This window comes from Nocardia sp. CNY236, assembly GCF_000482385.1.
Taxonomy (GTDB): domain Bacteria; phylum Actinomycetota; class Actinomycetes; order Mycobacteriales; family Mycobacteriaceae; genus Nocardia.
Genome location: NZ_AXVD01000003.1, coordinates 99035 through 115131, shown reverse-complemented (window position 1 = coordinate 115131; position 16097 = coordinate 99035). Strand labels below are relative to the sequence as shown.

The 16097-nt window shown below is 65.4% G+C and carries 13 protein-coding genes; 3 read left to right on the top strand and 10 right to left on the bottom strand.

Annotation, left to right across the window (positions count from 1 at the left end; all coding sequences use genetic code 11):
• Positions 1-185: 185 nt before the first annotated feature.
• The 5 genes from K940_RS0103865 to iolB all read right to left on the bottom strand — a co-directional run bounded on the left by K940_RS0103865 (position 186) and on the right by iolB (position 5398).
• Positions 186-1193 carry a 3-isopropylmalate dehydrogenase gene (locus K940_RS0103865; protein WP_028476444.1) on the bottom strand — a complete coding sequence of 336 codons (1008 nt, stop codon included), beginning with the start codon at positions 1191-1193 and terminating at the stop codon, positions 186-188.
• 68 nt (positions 1194-1261) lie between these two features.
• Positions 1262-2857 (bottom strand): phosphoglycerate dehydrogenase, encoded by a 1596-nt coding sequence (gene serA, locus K940_RS0103860; protein WP_028476443.1) that lies wholly within the window; start codon positions 2855-2857, stop codon positions 1262-1264.
• A gap of 571 nt (positions 2858-3428) precedes the next feature.
• The gene (locus K940_RS0103845) at positions 3429-3632 is read right to left on the bottom strand and encodes a cold-shock protein (RefSeq protein ID WP_028476442.1); all 204 of its coding nucleotides are present in this window, start codon (positions 3630-3632) and stop codon (positions 3429-3431) included.
• A gap of 138 nt (positions 3633-3770) precedes the next feature.
• Complete coding sequence (locus K940_RS0103840; RefSeq protein ID WP_231390235.1) at positions 3771-4430, bottom strand: thiamine pyrophosphate-dependent enzyme; 660 nt, start codon at positions 4428-4430, stop codon at positions 3771-3773.
• Positions 4431-4507: 77 nt separating this feature from the next.
• The gene (gene iolB / locus K940_RS0103835; protein ID WP_028476440.1) at positions 4508-5398 is read right to left on the bottom strand and encodes a 5-deoxy-glucuronate isomerase; all 891 of its coding nucleotides are present in this window, start codon (positions 5396-5398) and stop codon (positions 4508-4510) included.
• 398 nt (positions 5399-5796) lie between these two features.
• On the opposite strand from iolB, the gene K940_RS26870 reads away from it, so the two are divergent.
• Entirely contained in the window at positions 5797-6909 is a 1113-nt protein-coding gene (locus K940_RS26870; protein WP_155980739.1) for a Gfo/Idh/MocA family oxidoreductase, read from the top strand.
• Positions 6910-6974: 65 nt separating this feature from the next.
• On the opposite strand, the gene K940_RS0103825 is transcribed toward K940_RS26870, so the two are convergent.
• From K940_RS0103825 to K940_RS0103805, 5 genes are all read right to left on the bottom strand, one after another.
• Positions 6975-8366: a VWA domain-containing protein gene (locus K940_RS0103825; RefSeq protein WP_036527431.1), complete on the bottom strand. Its 1392-nt coding sequence runs from the start codon at positions 8364-8366 to the stop codon at positions 6975-6977.
• Positions 8357-9253 (bottom strand): MoxR family ATPase, encoded by an 897-nt coding sequence (locus tag K940_RS0103820; protein ID WP_028476438.1) that lies wholly within the window; start codon positions 9251-9253, stop codon positions 8357-8359. Before K940_RS0103820 ends, K940_RS0103825 begins: the two co-directional genes overlap by 10 nt.
• Positions 9254-9339: 86 nt before the next feature.
• On the bottom strand, positions 9340-10341 hold the full coding sequence (gene ilvC, locus K940_RS0103815; RefSeq protein WP_196812099.1) for a ketol-acid reductoisomerase: 1002 nt from the start codon (positions 10339-10341) through the stop codon (positions 9340-9342).
• 175 nt (positions 10342-10516) lie between these two features.
• Positions 10517-11020 carry an acetolactate synthase small subunit gene (gene ilvN, locus K940_RS0103810; RefSeq protein ID WP_028476436.1) on the bottom strand — a complete coding sequence of 168 codons (504 nt, stop codon included), beginning with the start codon at positions 11018-11020 and terminating at the stop codon, positions 10517-10519.
• Positions 11017-12987, bottom strand: a complete 1971-nt coding sequence (locus tag K940_RS0103805) for an acetolactate synthase large subunit (RefSeq protein ID WP_028476435.1) — start codon at positions 12985-12987, stop codon at positions 11017-11019. Before K940_RS0103805 ends, ilvN begins: the two co-directional genes overlap by 4 nt.
• A gap of 478 nt (positions 12988-13465) precedes the next feature.
• Between K940_RS0103805 and K940_RS26865 the strand changes: the two genes are divergently transcribed.
• A complete protein-coding gene (locus K940_RS26865) occupies positions 13466-13924 on the top strand; it encodes a PH domain-containing protein (protein WP_231390234.1) in 459 nt (152 codons plus the stop codon).
• Between the two features lie 284 nt (positions 13925-14208).
• Positions 14209-16050 (top strand): dihydroxy-acid dehydratase, encoded by a 1842-nt coding sequence (gene ilvD, locus K940_RS0103795; protein WP_028476433.1) that lies wholly within the window; start codon positions 14209-14211, stop codon positions 16048-16050.
• The last annotated feature ends 47 nt before the right edge of the window (positions 16051-16097 follow it).

Below are 16097 nucleotides of genomic sequence, written 5' to 3'. Positions count from 1 at the left end.
GACCCACCGCCACCTGCCCGAACGCGCCCGACCGAGGGGTTCGGAATTCGCTCGGGCCGGATGCTCGAACAGAACTCATCCACCCGCACCGGACGCGCCTCGCACACCGAGCACGCGGGGAGCGCCATGCGGAGAGCTACTTCGGCGAAGGTTCGATCACCCAGGGCAACCGGGTCGGCGGACCATCAGACCGCAGCGGCGATGCGATCACCGACTTCCTTGGTCGACACACCGCCCGAACGAGCAGCCAGGTCCTTGGCGACAGCCGACTCGATCCGGGCAGCCGCTACGGAGTCACCGAGATGACCGAGCAACAGTGCAACCGAGAGGATCGCGGCAGTCGGGTCCGCCGTGAACTGGCCGGCGATATCGGGCGCGCTGCCGTGCACCGGCTCGAACATGCTCGGATTCGTCATCGACGCGTCGATATTGCCGCTGGCGGCCAGGCCGATCCCACCACTCACTGCCGCGGCGAGGTCGGTGATGATGTCGCCGAACAGATTGTCGGTGACGATCACGTCGAACCGGCCGGGATCGTTCACCAGATGGATGGTCGCGGCATCGATATGTTCATAGGCTGTTTCGACATCCGGGTATTCGGTCGCCACCTCGTTCACGGTGCGCTGCCAGAGCGACCCGGCGTAGGTCAGCACATTGGTCTTGTGCACCATGGTCAGGTGCTTGCGCCGGCTCTGCGCCTCGGCGAACGCGTAACGCACCACACGCTCGATGCCGAATCGAGTGTTGGTGCTGACCTCGGTCGCGCCCTCGTGGGGGGTGCCGACCCGAATCGCTCCACCGGTTCCGGTGTAGGGTCCCTCGGTGCCCTCACGCACGACCACGAGGTCGATGTCCGGACTGCCCGCAAGTGGACTGGCCACACCGGGGTACAGCTTGGACGGCCGCAGGTTGACATGGTGGTCCAATTCGAACCGCGTGCGCAGCAGGAGACCGCGTTCGAGTACGCCACTGGGCACAGACGGATCACCGACCGCGCCCAACAGAATCGCATCGTGCTGCTTCAGTTCCTGCAACACCGAGTCCGGCAAGGTCTCACCCGTCGCGTGATAGCGCCGGGCACCGAGATCGTATTCGGTCTTCTCCGCACCGGGCGCGATCACATCGAGCACCTTGAGTGCCTCCGCGATCACCTCGGGCCCGATCCCGTCGCCCGGGATGACTGCAAGCTTCATGGCAATGCTCCGTTCGATAGTGCTGGTCGCGACCACCGCAGCGGACCGACGAGGCCGCGAGACCCTGGTCAGGACAGATCGACCAAGACTATCTTGGCCGCGCCGACCGACTCGGCTATCGCGGCCCGCACCTCGGCGGGCACGTCACGAGCGACACGGAAGACGACCGTCGCGCCCTCCTTGTTCGCATCCTGGGTCAACTGCGCGGCCAGGATATCGATCCCGGCTTCACCGAGCTTGGTGCCGATCTTGCCCAGCGCGCCCGGGCGATCGGCGTAATTCAGAATGGCCAGGTTCAGACCCTCGGCGCGCATATCGTAGTTGCGGCCGTTGATGTTGACGATCTTCTCCACCAACTGCGGCTCGGTCAACGTGCCCGCGACGTTCAAAGCGCTGCCATCGCCGAACACGGCACGCAGGTCGACCACGCTGCGGTGACTCGGACTCTCCGACACCGTGGTGACCTCGGTGGTGATGCCGCGGTCCTCGGCCAAGGCCGGCGCGTTCACGAAAGTGACCTGGTCCTCCACCTGAGCAGAGAAGATGCCGCGCAATGCCGACAACTCCAGCACCGCGACCTCGTGGGCGGCGAGTTCGCCACGCACCTGCACCTCGACGCTGACCGGCAACTCGTTGGACAGTGCGCCGAGCAACGCACCCTGCTTGCGCACGATGTCCAGCCAGGGCGCGACTTCTTCGTTCACGGCGCCGGTGACATTCACCGCACCGGGCACGAATTCACCAGCCATCGCCAACAGCACCGACTTGGCGACATCGGTGCCCGCGCGGTCCTGAGCCTCCGCAGTGGACGCACCCAGATGCGGGGTCACCACAACTTCGGGACGACCGAACAGCGGGCTGTCGGTGCACGGCTCGGTCTCGAACACATCCAGACCCGCGGCACGCACATGTCCGGATTCGATGGCCTCGGCCAGCGCGGCTTCGTCGACCAATCCGCCGCGAGCTGCATTGACGATGATCACGCCCGGCTTCGTCTTGGCGATGGCGTCCTTGCCGATGAGCCCCTTGGTCTCCGGGGTCTTCGGCAGGTGGATGGAAACCAAGTCGGCGCGCTCGAGCAGCTCGTCCAGGCTGCACAGCTCGATGCCGAGCTGTGCGGCGCGCGCGGGCGAGACATACGGGTCGTAGGCGATCACTTTGGTTTCGAAAGCGGCCAGCCGCGCAGCGAACAGTTGGCCGATGCGGCCGAGCCCGACGACACCGACGGTCTTGCCGAAAATCTCCACGCCGGTGAACTTGCTGCGCTGCCAGGTGTGTTCGCGCAGCGTCGAGTCGGCGACCGGGATCTGGCGGGCGGCAGCCAGCATCAGGGATACCGCATGCTCGGCAGCAGAGTGAATATTCGAGGTCGGGGCGTTGACCACCATGACGCCACGTTCGGTAGCGGCCGGCACATCGACGTTGTCCAGACCCACACCCGCTCGGGCGACGATCTTCAGGTTCTTTGCGGCCTCGAGCACCTCGGCATCGACGGTTGTCGCCGAGCGGACGAGCAGGGCGTCGCATTCGGGCACGGCGGCCAGCAGCGCTGGCCGATCGGGTCCGTCGACCCAGCGAACCTCGACGCCGTCACCGAGCGCATCGACGGTCGACTGGGCGAGCTTGTCGGCGATCAGAACTATCGGACGGCCTGCGTGGCTCACGTGGGTTACTCCTGGTGAATGGGCGGCAATTACCACCGACCAGCTTAGTGCGCGGAGTTTTCGGCCCCTGCCGCCCCCTGCACCTGGATCCACCCACACAGCCACTGGGCCCCACCCCACAGAGCAACGAAGGCCCCCGCGCCGTGCGGCGCGGGGGCCTTCGCGGTCCACGCCACCGAGCGGCGGGAACCCTCACATCGGTCAGCCGCCGAAGGAACCCGTCCAGAGGGTGTCGAAAATTCCGTGCACTGCGGCGCTGCCGGTGTTGAGCAGACCGTTGAGCGCTGCACTGCCGGTGTCGATGATTACGGGGATCATGGAAAATCTCTTCCTCTAGGCGGTATCCAGTCGAACTGGACTTACAGCAAGCGTGTCGGAGACGAACGACAAGGCGTTACACATATCGAAACAACATGGCGAGGCCCACATGGCGAGGCGCACATGAATAGGGCCACACGCGTCGCGCGGTACGACCGGTGAGGTGACTCGCCCCACGCCGGAACGCACGCCTAGAAAGGCGGAAGGCTCCGCACCCTCGAGGGTGCGGAGCCTTCCGAAAGTCACGTCGCGATCAGAGAACAGTGACGCCCTCAGCCTGGGGCCCCTTCTGTCCTTGGCTGATGTCGAATTTCACACGCTGCCCCTCGTCGAGGGACCGGAAGCCGGAGCCGTTCACAGCCGAGTAGTGCACGAAGACGTCGGGACCGCCGCCATCCTGCGCGATGAAGCCGAAGCCCTTCTCGCTGTTGAACCACTTCACAATGCCTTGAGCCATTTCATACTTTCTGTAGACGAGCCAGGTTGTGTAGTCGATGAACCTGGTCTCGTCCATCAACGATGCCATGATCCGGCGAATTACTCACGTTCAGCACTACCAACTGTGAGGTACCGCTCACCGAGGATCGCCGGTGATTCACCGTCGCACGTAGCGCACCTGGCGCGGCTTCTCCTCGTCGTAGTCCGCTCGCCCAGGCAATTCCGGCGGCACCCCGAGCTCCCACCAGGCCCCAGTCTCGGTCCACGTCGACGGCTGGGTTCGCACAACGACGACAGCAGTATGCGCCCCGGCCTTCGCCGCCGCGCGCGCCTGCACCAAAGCGTCACCGAACTCGTCCACGTCGTGTGCGGTGAGAACCGAACGTCCAAGGGCGGCGGCATGACCGGCGAAATCCACACGAGGCGGAGATTGTCGAGTGGTCAGGCAATTCGCGTAGAAATTGTCGAACGCCGCGCAGCCCTGGTTCTGCTGCAAACGGGCGATCACGGCAGAGCCGTCGTTGTCACAGACCACCGCGACGAACGGATGCCCAGCGAAGGCGGCCGAGAACAATTCCGAGTTCGACGTCAGATACGCCCCGTCGCCGAGGAGTGTCGTCACCGCCCGATCGCGCTGCGCCATCGCTGCACCCCATGCGCCGGCGATTTCGTAGCCCATGCACGAGAAGCCGTATTCCACGTCTATGGTGGGTGCGCCACCGACTGCACGCCAACCGCCGACGAGTTCTCCGGGCAGACCGCCGGATGCGGTCATCACATAGTCGCTCGGCCCGCTCAGTTCGTTGACCGCGCCCACGATTTGCGCATAGCTCGGGATACCCGGGTCGGACAGCGCAATGCGTCGACATGTGCATCCCACCTACTGCGCAGACTTCATCCGGTCCGCCCGTTGTGCGTAGTGACCGGGCACCGGGGGTCCACCGGTTCGACGCCCCAATGCGCACGTACCCAGCTGTGCGCCGGGTCATCGGAAGACGCCATCGACCGTTGGGGCGCCGGGCCGGCCAGTACTTTGAGGTAGTACATAGGGTAGCCGGGCGCGGCAACACACGGCCCGTGATAGCCATGCGGTATCAGGAAGACATCACCGTCACGAACTGCGACGTTCTCGTTCACGCCGCCGTCGCAGCTGTATGTCCGGTGTAGGCCGAATCCTTCCGACGACGGCGTGATCCCGTCTCGTCCGGCGATCCGGAAGTAGTAGATTTCCTCGTTGATCACCTCCTGGTCGCCGGCGGTATCGTGCTTGTGCGGCGGGTAGGACGACCAGTTGCCGTCCGGGGTGATCAGTTCACATGCGTTCAGTTTGTCCGCGTGGTCCCATACACCGGGTATTCCGAAGTTGGTGACCTGCCGGGTGGCGCGGCCAGCTCCACGGACTTCGACCGGAACCCGCTCCGCCGGGCCATACTTCGGCTCCAGCCGATTCGCACATCGAGCCATCGGTAGTGCCACCTCGAGGCCGGCTCCCTCGGCGACGAGTTCCATTTCGGCATCTCGTGGAATGTAGGCGAAGTCGGTGACCCGGGTGAAGACCGAATCCCGACCGGCCAGTGTGAAACTCCTACCGTCCACGCGCACCGTGCACGAGCCCGACAACGGTAGAACGAATGCCTCGAATTCCCCGGTGTTCACCGTGCGCGACATACCCGCCCCGATGCGCAGCACCCACAACCCGGCATAGGTCCATCCGGCATCCTCCGGGCTCAGGAGAACCAGGTCACCGTTGCGGCGCAAGGTTCCCGCGGGCCAGTGCAGGGTCATCGCGCCTCCGTGACTGCCGGTCGTATCGCCCGCCACCTCAACCACACAGCAAGTCCTGCCGGTACCGGTTACCCAGATCAGCGGCACCGAATCCACCACGTCCCGCCGAAGTCCTCACGTCCAGTTCGGTCACGAGTCCGACTCCTGCATGGCTCGTTCCGCATCACCGCCCTGGCCGACGGGCGAGGTGGCGCCGCTAGGCGCCATGTCGTGCCGCTCGAGAGCGCGACCGGATCATCGACACTTCTCCGACCTCCGATGTCAGATTCGTTCCGCCTGGGAGACCCTCCAGCAACGTAGCGTGGTTCATAGCGGGTCGACACCATCGCCCACGCCGGATGGTACCGCCCCTACCAGCAGATATGTCCATCGACACGAGAATTGGGAAGCAGGTGTCGATGCCGAGCGAGCGAGCCGTCACACTGGGCTTGGCCGGAGCCGGTCGGATGGGCGCGGTGCACGCCGAGACGCTGACGACCTTGCCGACGGTGGCCACCGTCGTGATCGCCGACGCCGACGCCGACCGTGCCCGGGCCGCCGCCACCGACCTGGGCGCGGAATTCGCCCCTGACATCGACACGCTGTTCGCCGAGCAGCTCGACGGCCTGGTCGTCGCCACCGCCACCGATTCCCACCCGGCGCTCATCGCCCGCGCCGTCGACGCGGGCATCCCCGTGTTCTGTGAGAAACCCGTCGCCGTCGACATCGAAGGCACCGTCGCGGTGGTCGACCACCTTCGACATGCCGCTGTTCCCGTACAGATCGGCTTCCAGCGCCGATTCGACCCGGGCTACCGCGCCGCACGCGCGGCCATCGCCTCCGGCAGGCTCGGCTGGCTGCACACGATACGTACCATCACTCTGGACCCTGCTCCACCACCGAGCGAATACATCGCACGATCCGGGGGGCTGTTTCGGGACTGCGGAGTGCACGATTTCGACATGATCCGCTGGGTGACCGGCCACGAGATCGTCGAGGCATATGCCATGGGCGCCAACCGCGGCGCGGCGTCCTTCGCCGCAGCCGAGGACGTGGACACTGCCGCAGTGTCCCTGCGATTGGACGATGGAACTCTCGCCACGGTGTCCATGACGCGCTACAACGGCGCCGGATACGACGTGCGCCTGGAAGCATTGGGCTCGCGGGGCAATGCCGTGGTGGGGCTGAACCACCGATCCCCGCTCGAGTCCGTCGAGCCCGACCACGGGCTGCCGATCGGTCGTCCCTACCAGGAATTCATGGACCGCTTTCGGGTCGCCTACCGCCGAGAACTCGCCGTCTTCGTCGATGTGGTCACCGGTGCGGTCGGCAGCCCCTGCGGCCCGCACGATGCGCTGGAGGCGTTTTGTGTGGCCGAGGCATGCGAACTGTCGCGGCACGAACACAGAGTGGTGGAACTGGCCGAGATTCACCAGCGCTGGATTCGATCACCTCTGCGTGCCACACACCGCTCCACGGGCGAATCGACGACGACCGGCAGGGCTCGCGGGCCGAAGCCGAGAACCTGCTGAACGAGGGCGGCAGGCGCGAGTCGTCGCGAGCGACTTCGACGGCGCCCTGTGCGCCACACCCCTGCTCACGCGGGCAGAAGCCGGGCGATCACCTCGGTGAGTTGTCCGATATTGCGGCACTCGTGCATGGTGACGCACTGCGCGTACACCGCGGCGGCGGAGTCACCGGTCGACCATGAACGGGCCGGTTCCGGGTTGAGCCAATACGCATGGGCGGCGTGATCGCGCATGGTCTGCAGGGCAGCGAGATTCGGATCGGTGCGGTTGGTGCGCGCATCACCCAGAACGAGCACAGAGGTGCGCGGGCCGAGGGCATCGAGGTAGGTGTCGACGAAGATGCCGAAGGCTTCGCCGTAGTTGGAGCTACCGAAGCGGGCGACGCGGGTGGCGCCGACGATTCGGGCAGCCGTTCCCGGAGCCGGCGGTTCGCCGGGAGTGAAGAAATCGGTGATCTCGTCGCACGCGTCGACGAAGCCGAAGCTGCGGACCTTGCTGAACTGGTCCTGCAGCGCTTGGATCAGCTGCAGGGTGAACTCGGAGAACCCGGTGACCGAGCCGGAGAGATCGGCAAGGACGACGAGGTCCGGGCGGCCGCGCCGGCGGGCGCGCAGGACCGGGTCGATGGGCACACCGCCAGTGGACATCGAGCGACGCAGGGTTCGGCGCATATCGATCTGGCCACGAACGGCCTTGCGACGACGGACGGCGAGACGTGTGGCGAGCTTCCGGGCCATCGGGTGGACAACTCGGCGCATTTCGGCCAGGTCGTGTTCGCGGACGCCGAGGAAGTCGATCTGGTCGGTGCTGGATTGGACACCGCGACGCGCGATGTATTCGGTCCCGCGCAACTGTGCCGAACGCATCCGGGCCTCGGTGCGCACCGCCGAACGGAACTCGCCGAGACGGCGGTCGGCTTCGATCGTTCGCACGGCGGTCTCGAGGTGGACTGCCCCGTTCATACCCTCGGCGATTCGATCGACCAGATCCTCTGGGCGTAGGGCCTTCATCGTCAGGTAGGACGACCAGCCCGCCCCCGACGCGGTGGTGACCCGACCCGCACTCTGGCCAGCGCCTGCCCCGCCGTACCCACCCAGCTCGGTCAGCGCTCGGCGAGCGAGCTCGGTGACCGCCTGCACATCGTCGTGTGCCAGCGCCGAGACCAGTCGAGTTCGCAGGTCGTCGACGGATGTGTCGGTCGATCCGGCGACGGGCCGCGGCTGATGCGCGACGCCGAAGTAGAGATCGAACAACTGATCGAATACCGCGCGTTGGCCGGCGCGGCGCATGAGGCAGGCAGCCAAGCCGGAGCGCAGGCGTTCGGGATCGGAACGGCCGAGAGCGACCATCGCCTCGGCTGCATCGATGGTCTCGCTCGGACCTGCGGTGATCCCGTGGTCACGCAGCAGGCCCACGAACTCGACGAGCCGCTCGGTCATCGTCTGGGTGGTCACGGCCATGTGGCGCTCCTCGACTCGGAGGCCGAGTCGAGCAACTCGAGCCGCTGCAGCGCGGTGTGGTGGTCGGACCGATGCTTCAACAACACGCCGAGCGTCGACCGGATGACGGTACCGGTCACTCGGCGAGTTCCGAGAGCGACGAGAGTCCGTGCCCAATCCACTGTTTCGGCTATCGACGGAGCTTTGCGCAGAGACATGTGACGCAGGGCCGCGACCGTGCGAACCACGGGTTCGGCGAGTGCTTCGTCCAACTCCGGCACCTTCATCCGCACGATGGCCCGCTCGAGTTCCGCTGTCGGGTAATCGATGTGGAGATACAGACAGCGCCGCTTCAGAGCCTCGGACAACTCGCGCACAGCGTTGGAGGTCACGATGACGAACGGCGTACCGACCGCAGTAACCGTACCCAATTCCGGGATGCTCACCTGATGATCGCCGAGTACCTCGAGCAACAAGCCTTCGAGCTCCACATCCGCCTTGTCGAGCTCGTCGATGAGCAGCACGGTCGAGCGCGGATTGCGAATGGCGGCCAGCAATGGGCGGGCGAGCAAGAACTCCTCGGTGAAGACGTGGTCGCGGGCACTGTCCCAGCCTTCGTCGGCCGTTGCCGTGATGCGAAGAAGCTGCTTGGCGTGGTTCCACTCGTACAGGGCGCGAGCCTCGTCGATGCCTTCGTAGCATTGCAGCCGGATGAGGTCGGAGGCCGTGGCCGTCGCGACGGCTGCGGCCAATTCGGTTTTCCCGACACCGGCTGGGCCCTCGATCAGCAGGGGCTTGTCGAGGTGGCTGGCGAGGAATACGGCGGTCGCGATATCGAGCGAGGGGAGGTACCCGACCTGACGGAGGCGGCCGGTCACTTCATCGACCGAAGCAAACAACTTACTCATCGGTAACCAGTCTACGGGCCGCCGGACAACGCCGGCGGCCCGCTGGCGAACACCGAGGCGGACCGCCGGATATGCCTATCCAGTGATCAGGCGGTCTCGGTGATGGGCCGGTCGACCCAGCTCATCAAGCCACGCAATTTGGTGCCGGTGACTTCGATCGGATGTTCGGCATTCTTCTCACGCAGCGCCTCGAGTTCCTTGTTGCCGCCCTCGACGTTCGCGACGAGACGCTCGACGAAACTGCCGTCCTGGATGTCGGCGAGAATCGCCTTCATACGCTTCTTGGTATCGGCGTCGATGACCCGCGGACCGGACAGGTAGCCGCCGAACTCCGCGGTGTCGGACACCGAGTAGTTCATGCGCGCGATACCGCCCTCGTACATCAGGTCGACGATCAGCTTGAGCTCGTGCAGCACCTCGAAGTAGGCCATCTCCGGCGCGTAGCCAGCCTCGACCATGACCTCGAAACCGGTCTTGACCAGCTCTTCGGTACCGCCGCACAGCACTGCTTGCTCACCGAAGAGGTCGGTTTCGGTCTCTTCTTTGAACGTGGTCTTGATCACGCCGGCCCGGGTACCGCCGATGCCCTTGGCGTAGGACAGCGCCAGCGCCCGACCCTCGCCCTTCGGGTCCTGGTCGATGGCGATCAGCGCCGGAACGCCCTTGCCATCGACGAACTGTCGACGTACCAGGTGGCCCGGCCCCTTCGGCGCGACCATACCGATGGTGACATTGGCCGGTGGCTTGATCAGCCCGAAGTGAATGTTGAGGCCGTGGCCGAAGAACAGCGCGTCGCCGGCCTTCAGGTTCGGCGCGATGTCGTTGGTGAAGATCGAGGCCTGGGCGGTGTCGGGCGCCAACACCATGATCACATCGGCCCACGCCGATACTTCGGCCGGCGTCCCGACGGTCAGTCCGGCTTCTTCGGCCTTGGGACGCGACTTCGAGCCCTCCGCCAGGCCGACTCGTACCTCGACACCGGAGTCGCGCAGGCTCAGCGAATGCGCGTGCCCCTGGCTGCCGTAGCCGATGACAGCGACCTTTCGGTTCTGGATGATCGACAGGTCGGCATCGTCGTCATAGAACATTTCGATTGTCACTGTGGTTCCTTCCGGGATCCTCCCCGCTGTGAGGCGGGGCGCACCGTGCGTGCGTCGGTGGTGATGTGCATTGTTCTGGATCCGATCGCCACCGCGTGCGCGGGAAGAGATCGGTCCCGCATCTGCGGGGAGTGCAGCGCATTCGGTCCTACGCCGCGCTGCGTCATCGAGTGGCCGTGATGGACTTGGGGCCACGCCCCACCGCAACGACACCGGACTGCACGATCTCGCGCACCCCGTACGGTTCGAGCATGCGTAGCAATGCGTCCAGCTTGGAACGGGTTCCGGTCGCCTCCACGGTCAGCGCGTCCGGCGACACGTCGATGACCTTGGCCCGGAACAGTCCCACGGCCTCGATCACCTGAGTACGAACGCTGGCATCGGCCCGCACCTTGACCAGGATCAGTTCCCGGGCCACCGAACTGTCGCCGTCCTGCTCCACGATCTTGATGACGTTCACCAGCTTGTTGAGCTGTTTGGTGACCTGTTCGAGCGGCAGGTCCTCCACGGTGACGACGATGGTCATGCGCGAGATCTCGGGAAGTTCGGTACCACCGACGGCCAACGATTCGATGTTGAACCCACGGCGAGAGAACAGCGCCGCAACCCGCGCCAGCACGCCCGGCTTGTCCTCGACGAGAACACTGAGGGTGTGAGTGGTGCTCATCCGTTGTTCACCTTGTCCTGTTGGTTCGACCCCGCTGCCTGGTTCGGTACCGTTGCTCGATTCGATGCGGCCGTGTGGATCACCGCAGGCTCGGCGGCGTGCTCGTCGTCGTCGAACAGCGGCCGGATACCCCGAGCGGCCATGATCTCGTCGTTACTCGTGCCCGCCGCGACCATCGGCCACACTTGAGCATCGGCGCCGACGACGAAATCGATCACCACAGGACGATCGTTGATGGCCTGCGCCTCGCGAATAGCAGCCTCCACGTCCTCTTCGCGCTCGACGCGGATGCCGTGGCAGCCCAGGGCTTCGGCGAGCTTCACGAAATCGGGGATGCGCTTGGAGTGCGTACCCAGATTGGTGTTGGAGTACCGCTCGTCGTAGAACAACGTCTGCCATTGGCGAACCATGCCGAGATTGCCGTTGTTGATCACCGCGACCTTGATCGGGACCCCCTCGACCGCACAGGTGGCCAACTCCTGATTGGTCATCTGGAAGCACCCGTCGCCGTCGACGGCCCACACTTCGGTGTCCGGCATACCCATCTTGGCGCCCATCGCGGCCGGAACCGCGTAGCCCATGGTCCCCAGACCCCCGGAATTCAACCAGGTGCGCGGCTTTTCGTATCGAATGAACTGGGCGGCCCACATCTGGTGCTGACCGACTCCGGCGCAGTAGATGGCATCGGACCCGGCCAAGCGGCCGAGAGACTCGATGACGAACTCCGGTGACAGCGATCCGTCCGTCGGCGGAGTCCAGCCCAACGGGTAGGCCGCCCGTAACCCCTCGAGGTAGGTCAACCATTCGTCCAACGACAACAGCGGAGCTTCACCCGCGGTCGGATCGGCTTTCAACGTCTCGATGAGTTCGATGATCACCTCACGACAGTCACCCACGATCGGGACGTCGGCGTGGCGATTCTTGCCGATCTCAGCGGGATCGATGTCCGCGTGAATCACCTTGGCGCCCGGCGCAAAGGATTCCAGGTTACCGGTCACTCGGTCGTCGAAGCGCGCACCGAGAGTGATCAGCAGGTCGGACTTCTGCAGTGCCGCGACTGCGCCCACGGTGCCGTGCATGCCGGGCATACCCATGTTGAGTCGATGACTGTCGGGGAATGCGCCTCGCGCCATCAAGGTGGTGACCACGGGGATGCCGGTCAGTTCGGCCAACTGCAGCAGTTCCGACGAGGCGTTGGCCTTGACCACGCCACCCCCGACATACAGCACCGGCGCCTTGGCTTCCCCGATCATCCGGGCAGCTTCACGCACCTGTTTCCCATGCGGCTTGACGACCGGACGGTATCCGGGCAAGCGCATCTCCGGTGGCCAACTGAAGGTGGTCTGGTTCTGCAGCACATCCTTGGGGATGTCGACGAGCACGGCACCCGGACGGCCGGACGCGGCAAGGTAGAACGCTTCCGCGATGGTGCGCGGGATGTCCGTGCCGTCGGTGATCAGAAAGTTGTGCTTGGTCACCGGCATGGTGATCCCGGAGATATCGGCTTCCTGAAACGCGTCGGTTCCGATCAGACCGCGGCCGACCTGGCCGGTGATGGCCACGATCGGAACCGAGTCCATCTGCGCGTCGGCGATCGGGGTGACCAAGTTGGTCGCGCCGGGACCGGATGTCGCCATGCACACACCGACTTTGCCGGTTGCCTGGGCGTAACCCGTGGCGGCGTGGCCCGCGCCTTGCTCGTGTCGAACGAGCACATGGCGCACCTTGGTCGAATCGAACAACGGATCGTAGACAGGAAGAATCGCACCGCCTGGGATGCCGAATACGGTGTCGACGCCCAACTCCTCGAGCGAGCGGATCACCGACTGCGCGCCGGTGATCCGCTCAGGCGGTACCGGGCGGCGGTTGGGTGCCGTCGTCACGTTGACAGCAGGCGTGGCCTGCTGATTCGCCGAAGGCGCTGACCTGCGGGCCGAGGGCCCGGGCCGTGCGGTAGGTGCGCTCACGGTCTTCGTTCCTCACTGGTAGTCGTTCTGACCCCGGATTTTGAGCCTTGCGGCCCGAGCCGGACGTGCCGGCCCCACACATGCGGTGTGCTTGCGCTTCGTCGTGCTCGGCATGTAGTCCGAACACAAAGTAGCCCGAACACAAAAAAGCCCTCGACAGCACAGGGCCTATCGAGGGTGGCGCGTCGCAACGCGAGCTGACGTATTCGACTCAGCGTGTCAGGCTCAACGCTGGATGCGCCGGCCGGTTACGAGCAACTCATTTCGGTTCACGCGCACGACGTTAAGCGGATGTGAACCGCAGAGTCAAATAGCTGACACGTTGCGTCCCATTATGTGGGACAGCACGGATGCTTGTCTCCGTTCGCCAGGATGCGAGGATGGAGGTGTGTCATCACCGCATCAGCCCGTGCCACCTTTTGCATCGTCCCATACGTCCGCGCAGACGGCGGAGACGGGTAGCTCGACGAACACCAGAGTGATCCGCATTCCCCGGCTCGCTTTCCTCGGCGTGTTCATCTTGCTGATGTGCGTTTTCTTCGCCTTCGTCGGCTGGCCGGCCGGTTTGTGGTGGTTGCTGCTGATCCCGGTCGTCGTGCTGGCATGGGTGTTGCGGACCCAAACCACGGTGTCGGCCGCCGGACTGCAGCTGCGAACGCTGTTCGGTTCTCGACACCTGGACTGGGCTCAGGTGAACGGCATACGGATACCCCGGCGCGGGTATGTGCGCGTCGATGTGACCGACGGCACCGAGGTGAAGTTGCCAGCAGTGAGCTATGACCGGCTACGCGAATTGGTCGAAGCCTCCGACGGGCGCATTCCCGATCCGTTCGCCCGGCCGGAGCAATCCCCGCCGGACCACTCGCCCGACGCGACCTCGCCCGCAACGAGCGCGAACGCCGACGCCCACGCCGACAAGCCCGACCCCGGCAGGTAGGAATATTCTCCGAAACCGCGGCGCTGGGTGATGAGTGATGGGATGATCTTCCCGGAGTAGTGAACCTCCTTCGTAGCTATCCCCATAGACGGTCCGGCATCTCCGGTGACACCGTCGAGGCCGCTCACAGTGACCACCACTCGGACCACCACTCGCCGCGACACCCCGAACCCCGGGATCGACACCGAGCGACCAACCGCGCCACCCGCCAGGGGTAACGTCTACATTCGCCGAGCGCGCTCTGCGCCGTCGCTTGTCGGCCCCGCGACCCGAGGATCATCGAAATGCCACCGCTTCGCTCACGAACCACCACCGTCGGACGCAATGCCGCGGGCGCCCGCGCTCTCTGGCGGGCCACCGGCATGACCGACACGGACTTCGGCAAGCCGATCGTCGCCATCGCGAATTCCTACACCCAGTTCGTTCCCGGCCATGTACATCTGAAGAACGTCGGCGACATCGTTGCCGACGCGGTACGCGCCGCTGGCGGCGTGCCCCGGGAGTTCCACACCATCGCCGTCGACGACGGGATCGCCATGGGGCATGGCGGCATGCTCTATTCGCTGCCCTCCCGCGAGATCATCGCCGACTCGGTCGAGTACATGGTGAATGCGCACACCGCCGACGCGTTGGTCTGCATCTCCAATTGCGACAAGATCACCCCGGGCATGCTCAATGCCGCGATGCGGCTGAACATTCCGGCGGTATTCGTCTCCGGTGGACCGATGGAAGCGGGTAAAGCCGTCGTCGTCGACGGAGTGGCCCACGCGCCGACCGATCTGGTCACCGCGATCTCCGCGAGCGCGAATGCAGCGGTGTCGCCCGAGGGGCTGACCGAGGTCGAGCTGTCGGCATGTCCGACCTGCGGCTCGTGTTCGGGGATGTTCACCGCCAATTCGATGAACTGCCTGACCGAAGCGCTGGGCCTCGCACTGCCCGGCAATGGCTCCACCCTCGCGACCCACTCCGCGCGCCGGGCGCTGTTCGAGCGGGCGGGCACCGTGGTCGTGGACATCGCCCATCGCTGGTATCGCGAGGACGACGCCTCGGTCCTGCCGCGGAATGTCGCCAACGTCAAAGCTTTTCGCAATGCGATGGCCTTGGACGTCGCGATGGGCGGCTCGACCAACACCGTGCTGCACACATTGGCCGCGGCACAGGAAGGCGGGATCGACTTCGATCTGCGGACCATCGAAGAGATCAGTCGCCGAGTGCCGACCTTGTCGAAAGTGTCACCCAACTCCGATTACCATATGGAGGACGTGCATCGCGCCGGCGGCATCCCCGCCATCCTCGGCGAGTTGCGCCGCGCCGGCCTGCTGGAGACCGACGTCACCACCGTGCACACCCCGAGCTTCGACGAATGGCTCGATGCATGGGACGTCCGCGCCGACTCACCGTCCCGGGAAGCCCTGGAACTTTTCCACGCCGCGCCGGGTGGTGTGCGCACGACCGAGCCGTTCTCCACCGACAATCGTTGGTCGGCGCTGGACACCGATGCCGCGGGCGGTTGTATCCGTGATGCAGCGCACGCCTACACCAGCGAGGGCGGCCTGGTCGTCCTGCGCGGCAACATCGCTCCCGACGGGGCGGTGCTGAAAACAGCAGGCATCGACGAGGAGCTGTTCTCCTTCCAAGGCCCCGCGGTGGTGGTGGAGTCGCAGGAAGAGGCCGTGTCGATCATTCTCGGCAGGAAGATCGAGCCGGGCGATGTCATCGTGGTCCGCTACGAAGGCCCCGCTGGCGGCCCCGGCATGCAGGAGATGCTGCACCCCACCGCCTTCCTGAAAGGCGCCGGCCTGGGCAAGAAGTGCGCGCTGATCACCGATGGCCGATTCTCCGGCGGCACCTCCGGCCTGTCGATCGGGCACATCTCCCCCGAGGCGGCCGACGGCGGAGTCATCGGCCTGGTGCGCAACGGCGACCAGATTCGAATCGATGTCACCTCGCGAACCCTGGACGTCCTCGTCGACGATGCCGTTCTCGCCGAGCGGCGCGCGAAAATGGAAGCCTCCGAACGACCGTGGCAGCCGATCGGTCGCGATCGACCGGTGACGACCGCGCTGCGCGCCTATGCCGCGCTTGCCACCTCGGCCGACAAGGGCGCCGTCCGCCGCGTGCCATAGCCGACTCGACACCGCCCACTCGACACCGCCGACTCGACACCGGCGCG

Excerpts from the sequence above, each read along its gene's own strand:
- iolB (WP_028476440.1), bottom strand. The coding sequence starts at position 5,398 with ATGACCCTGCACTGGCCCGCGGGAACCTTGCGCCGCAACGGTGACCTG.
- ilvC (WP_196812099.1), bottom strand. The coding sequence starts at position 10,341 with ATGTTCTATGACGACGATGCCGACCTGTCGATCATCCAGAACCGAAAG.
- K940_RS26870 (WP_155980739.1), top strand. The coding sequence starts at position 5,797 with ATGCCGAGCGAGCGAGCCGTCACACTGGGCTTGGCCGGAGCCGGTCGG.
- K940_RS0103865 (WP_028476444.1), bottom strand. The coding sequence starts at position 1,193 with ATGAAGCTTGCAGTCATCCCGGGCGACGGGATCGGGCCCGAGGTGATC.
- K940_RS0103825 (WP_036527431.1), bottom strand. The coding sequence starts at position 8,366 with ATGGCCGTGACCACCCAGACGATGACCGAGCGGCTCGTCGAGTTCGTG.
- K940_RS0103845 (WP_028476442.1), bottom strand. The coding sequence starts at position 3,632 with ATGGCTCAAGGCATTGTGAAGTGGTTCAACAGCGAGAAGGGCTTCGGC.
- ilvD (WP_028476433.1), top strand. The coding sequence starts at position 14,209 with ATGCCACCGCTTCGCTCACGAACCACCACCGTCGGACGCAATGCCGCG.
- ilvN (WP_028476436.1), bottom strand. The coding sequence starts at position 11,020 with ATGAGCACCACTCACACCCTCAGTGTTCTCGTCGAGGACAAGCCGGGC.
- K940_RS0103820 (WP_028476438.1), bottom strand. The coding sequence starts at position 9,253 with ATGAGTAAGTTGTTTGCTTCGGTCGATGAAGTGACCGGCCGCCTCCGT.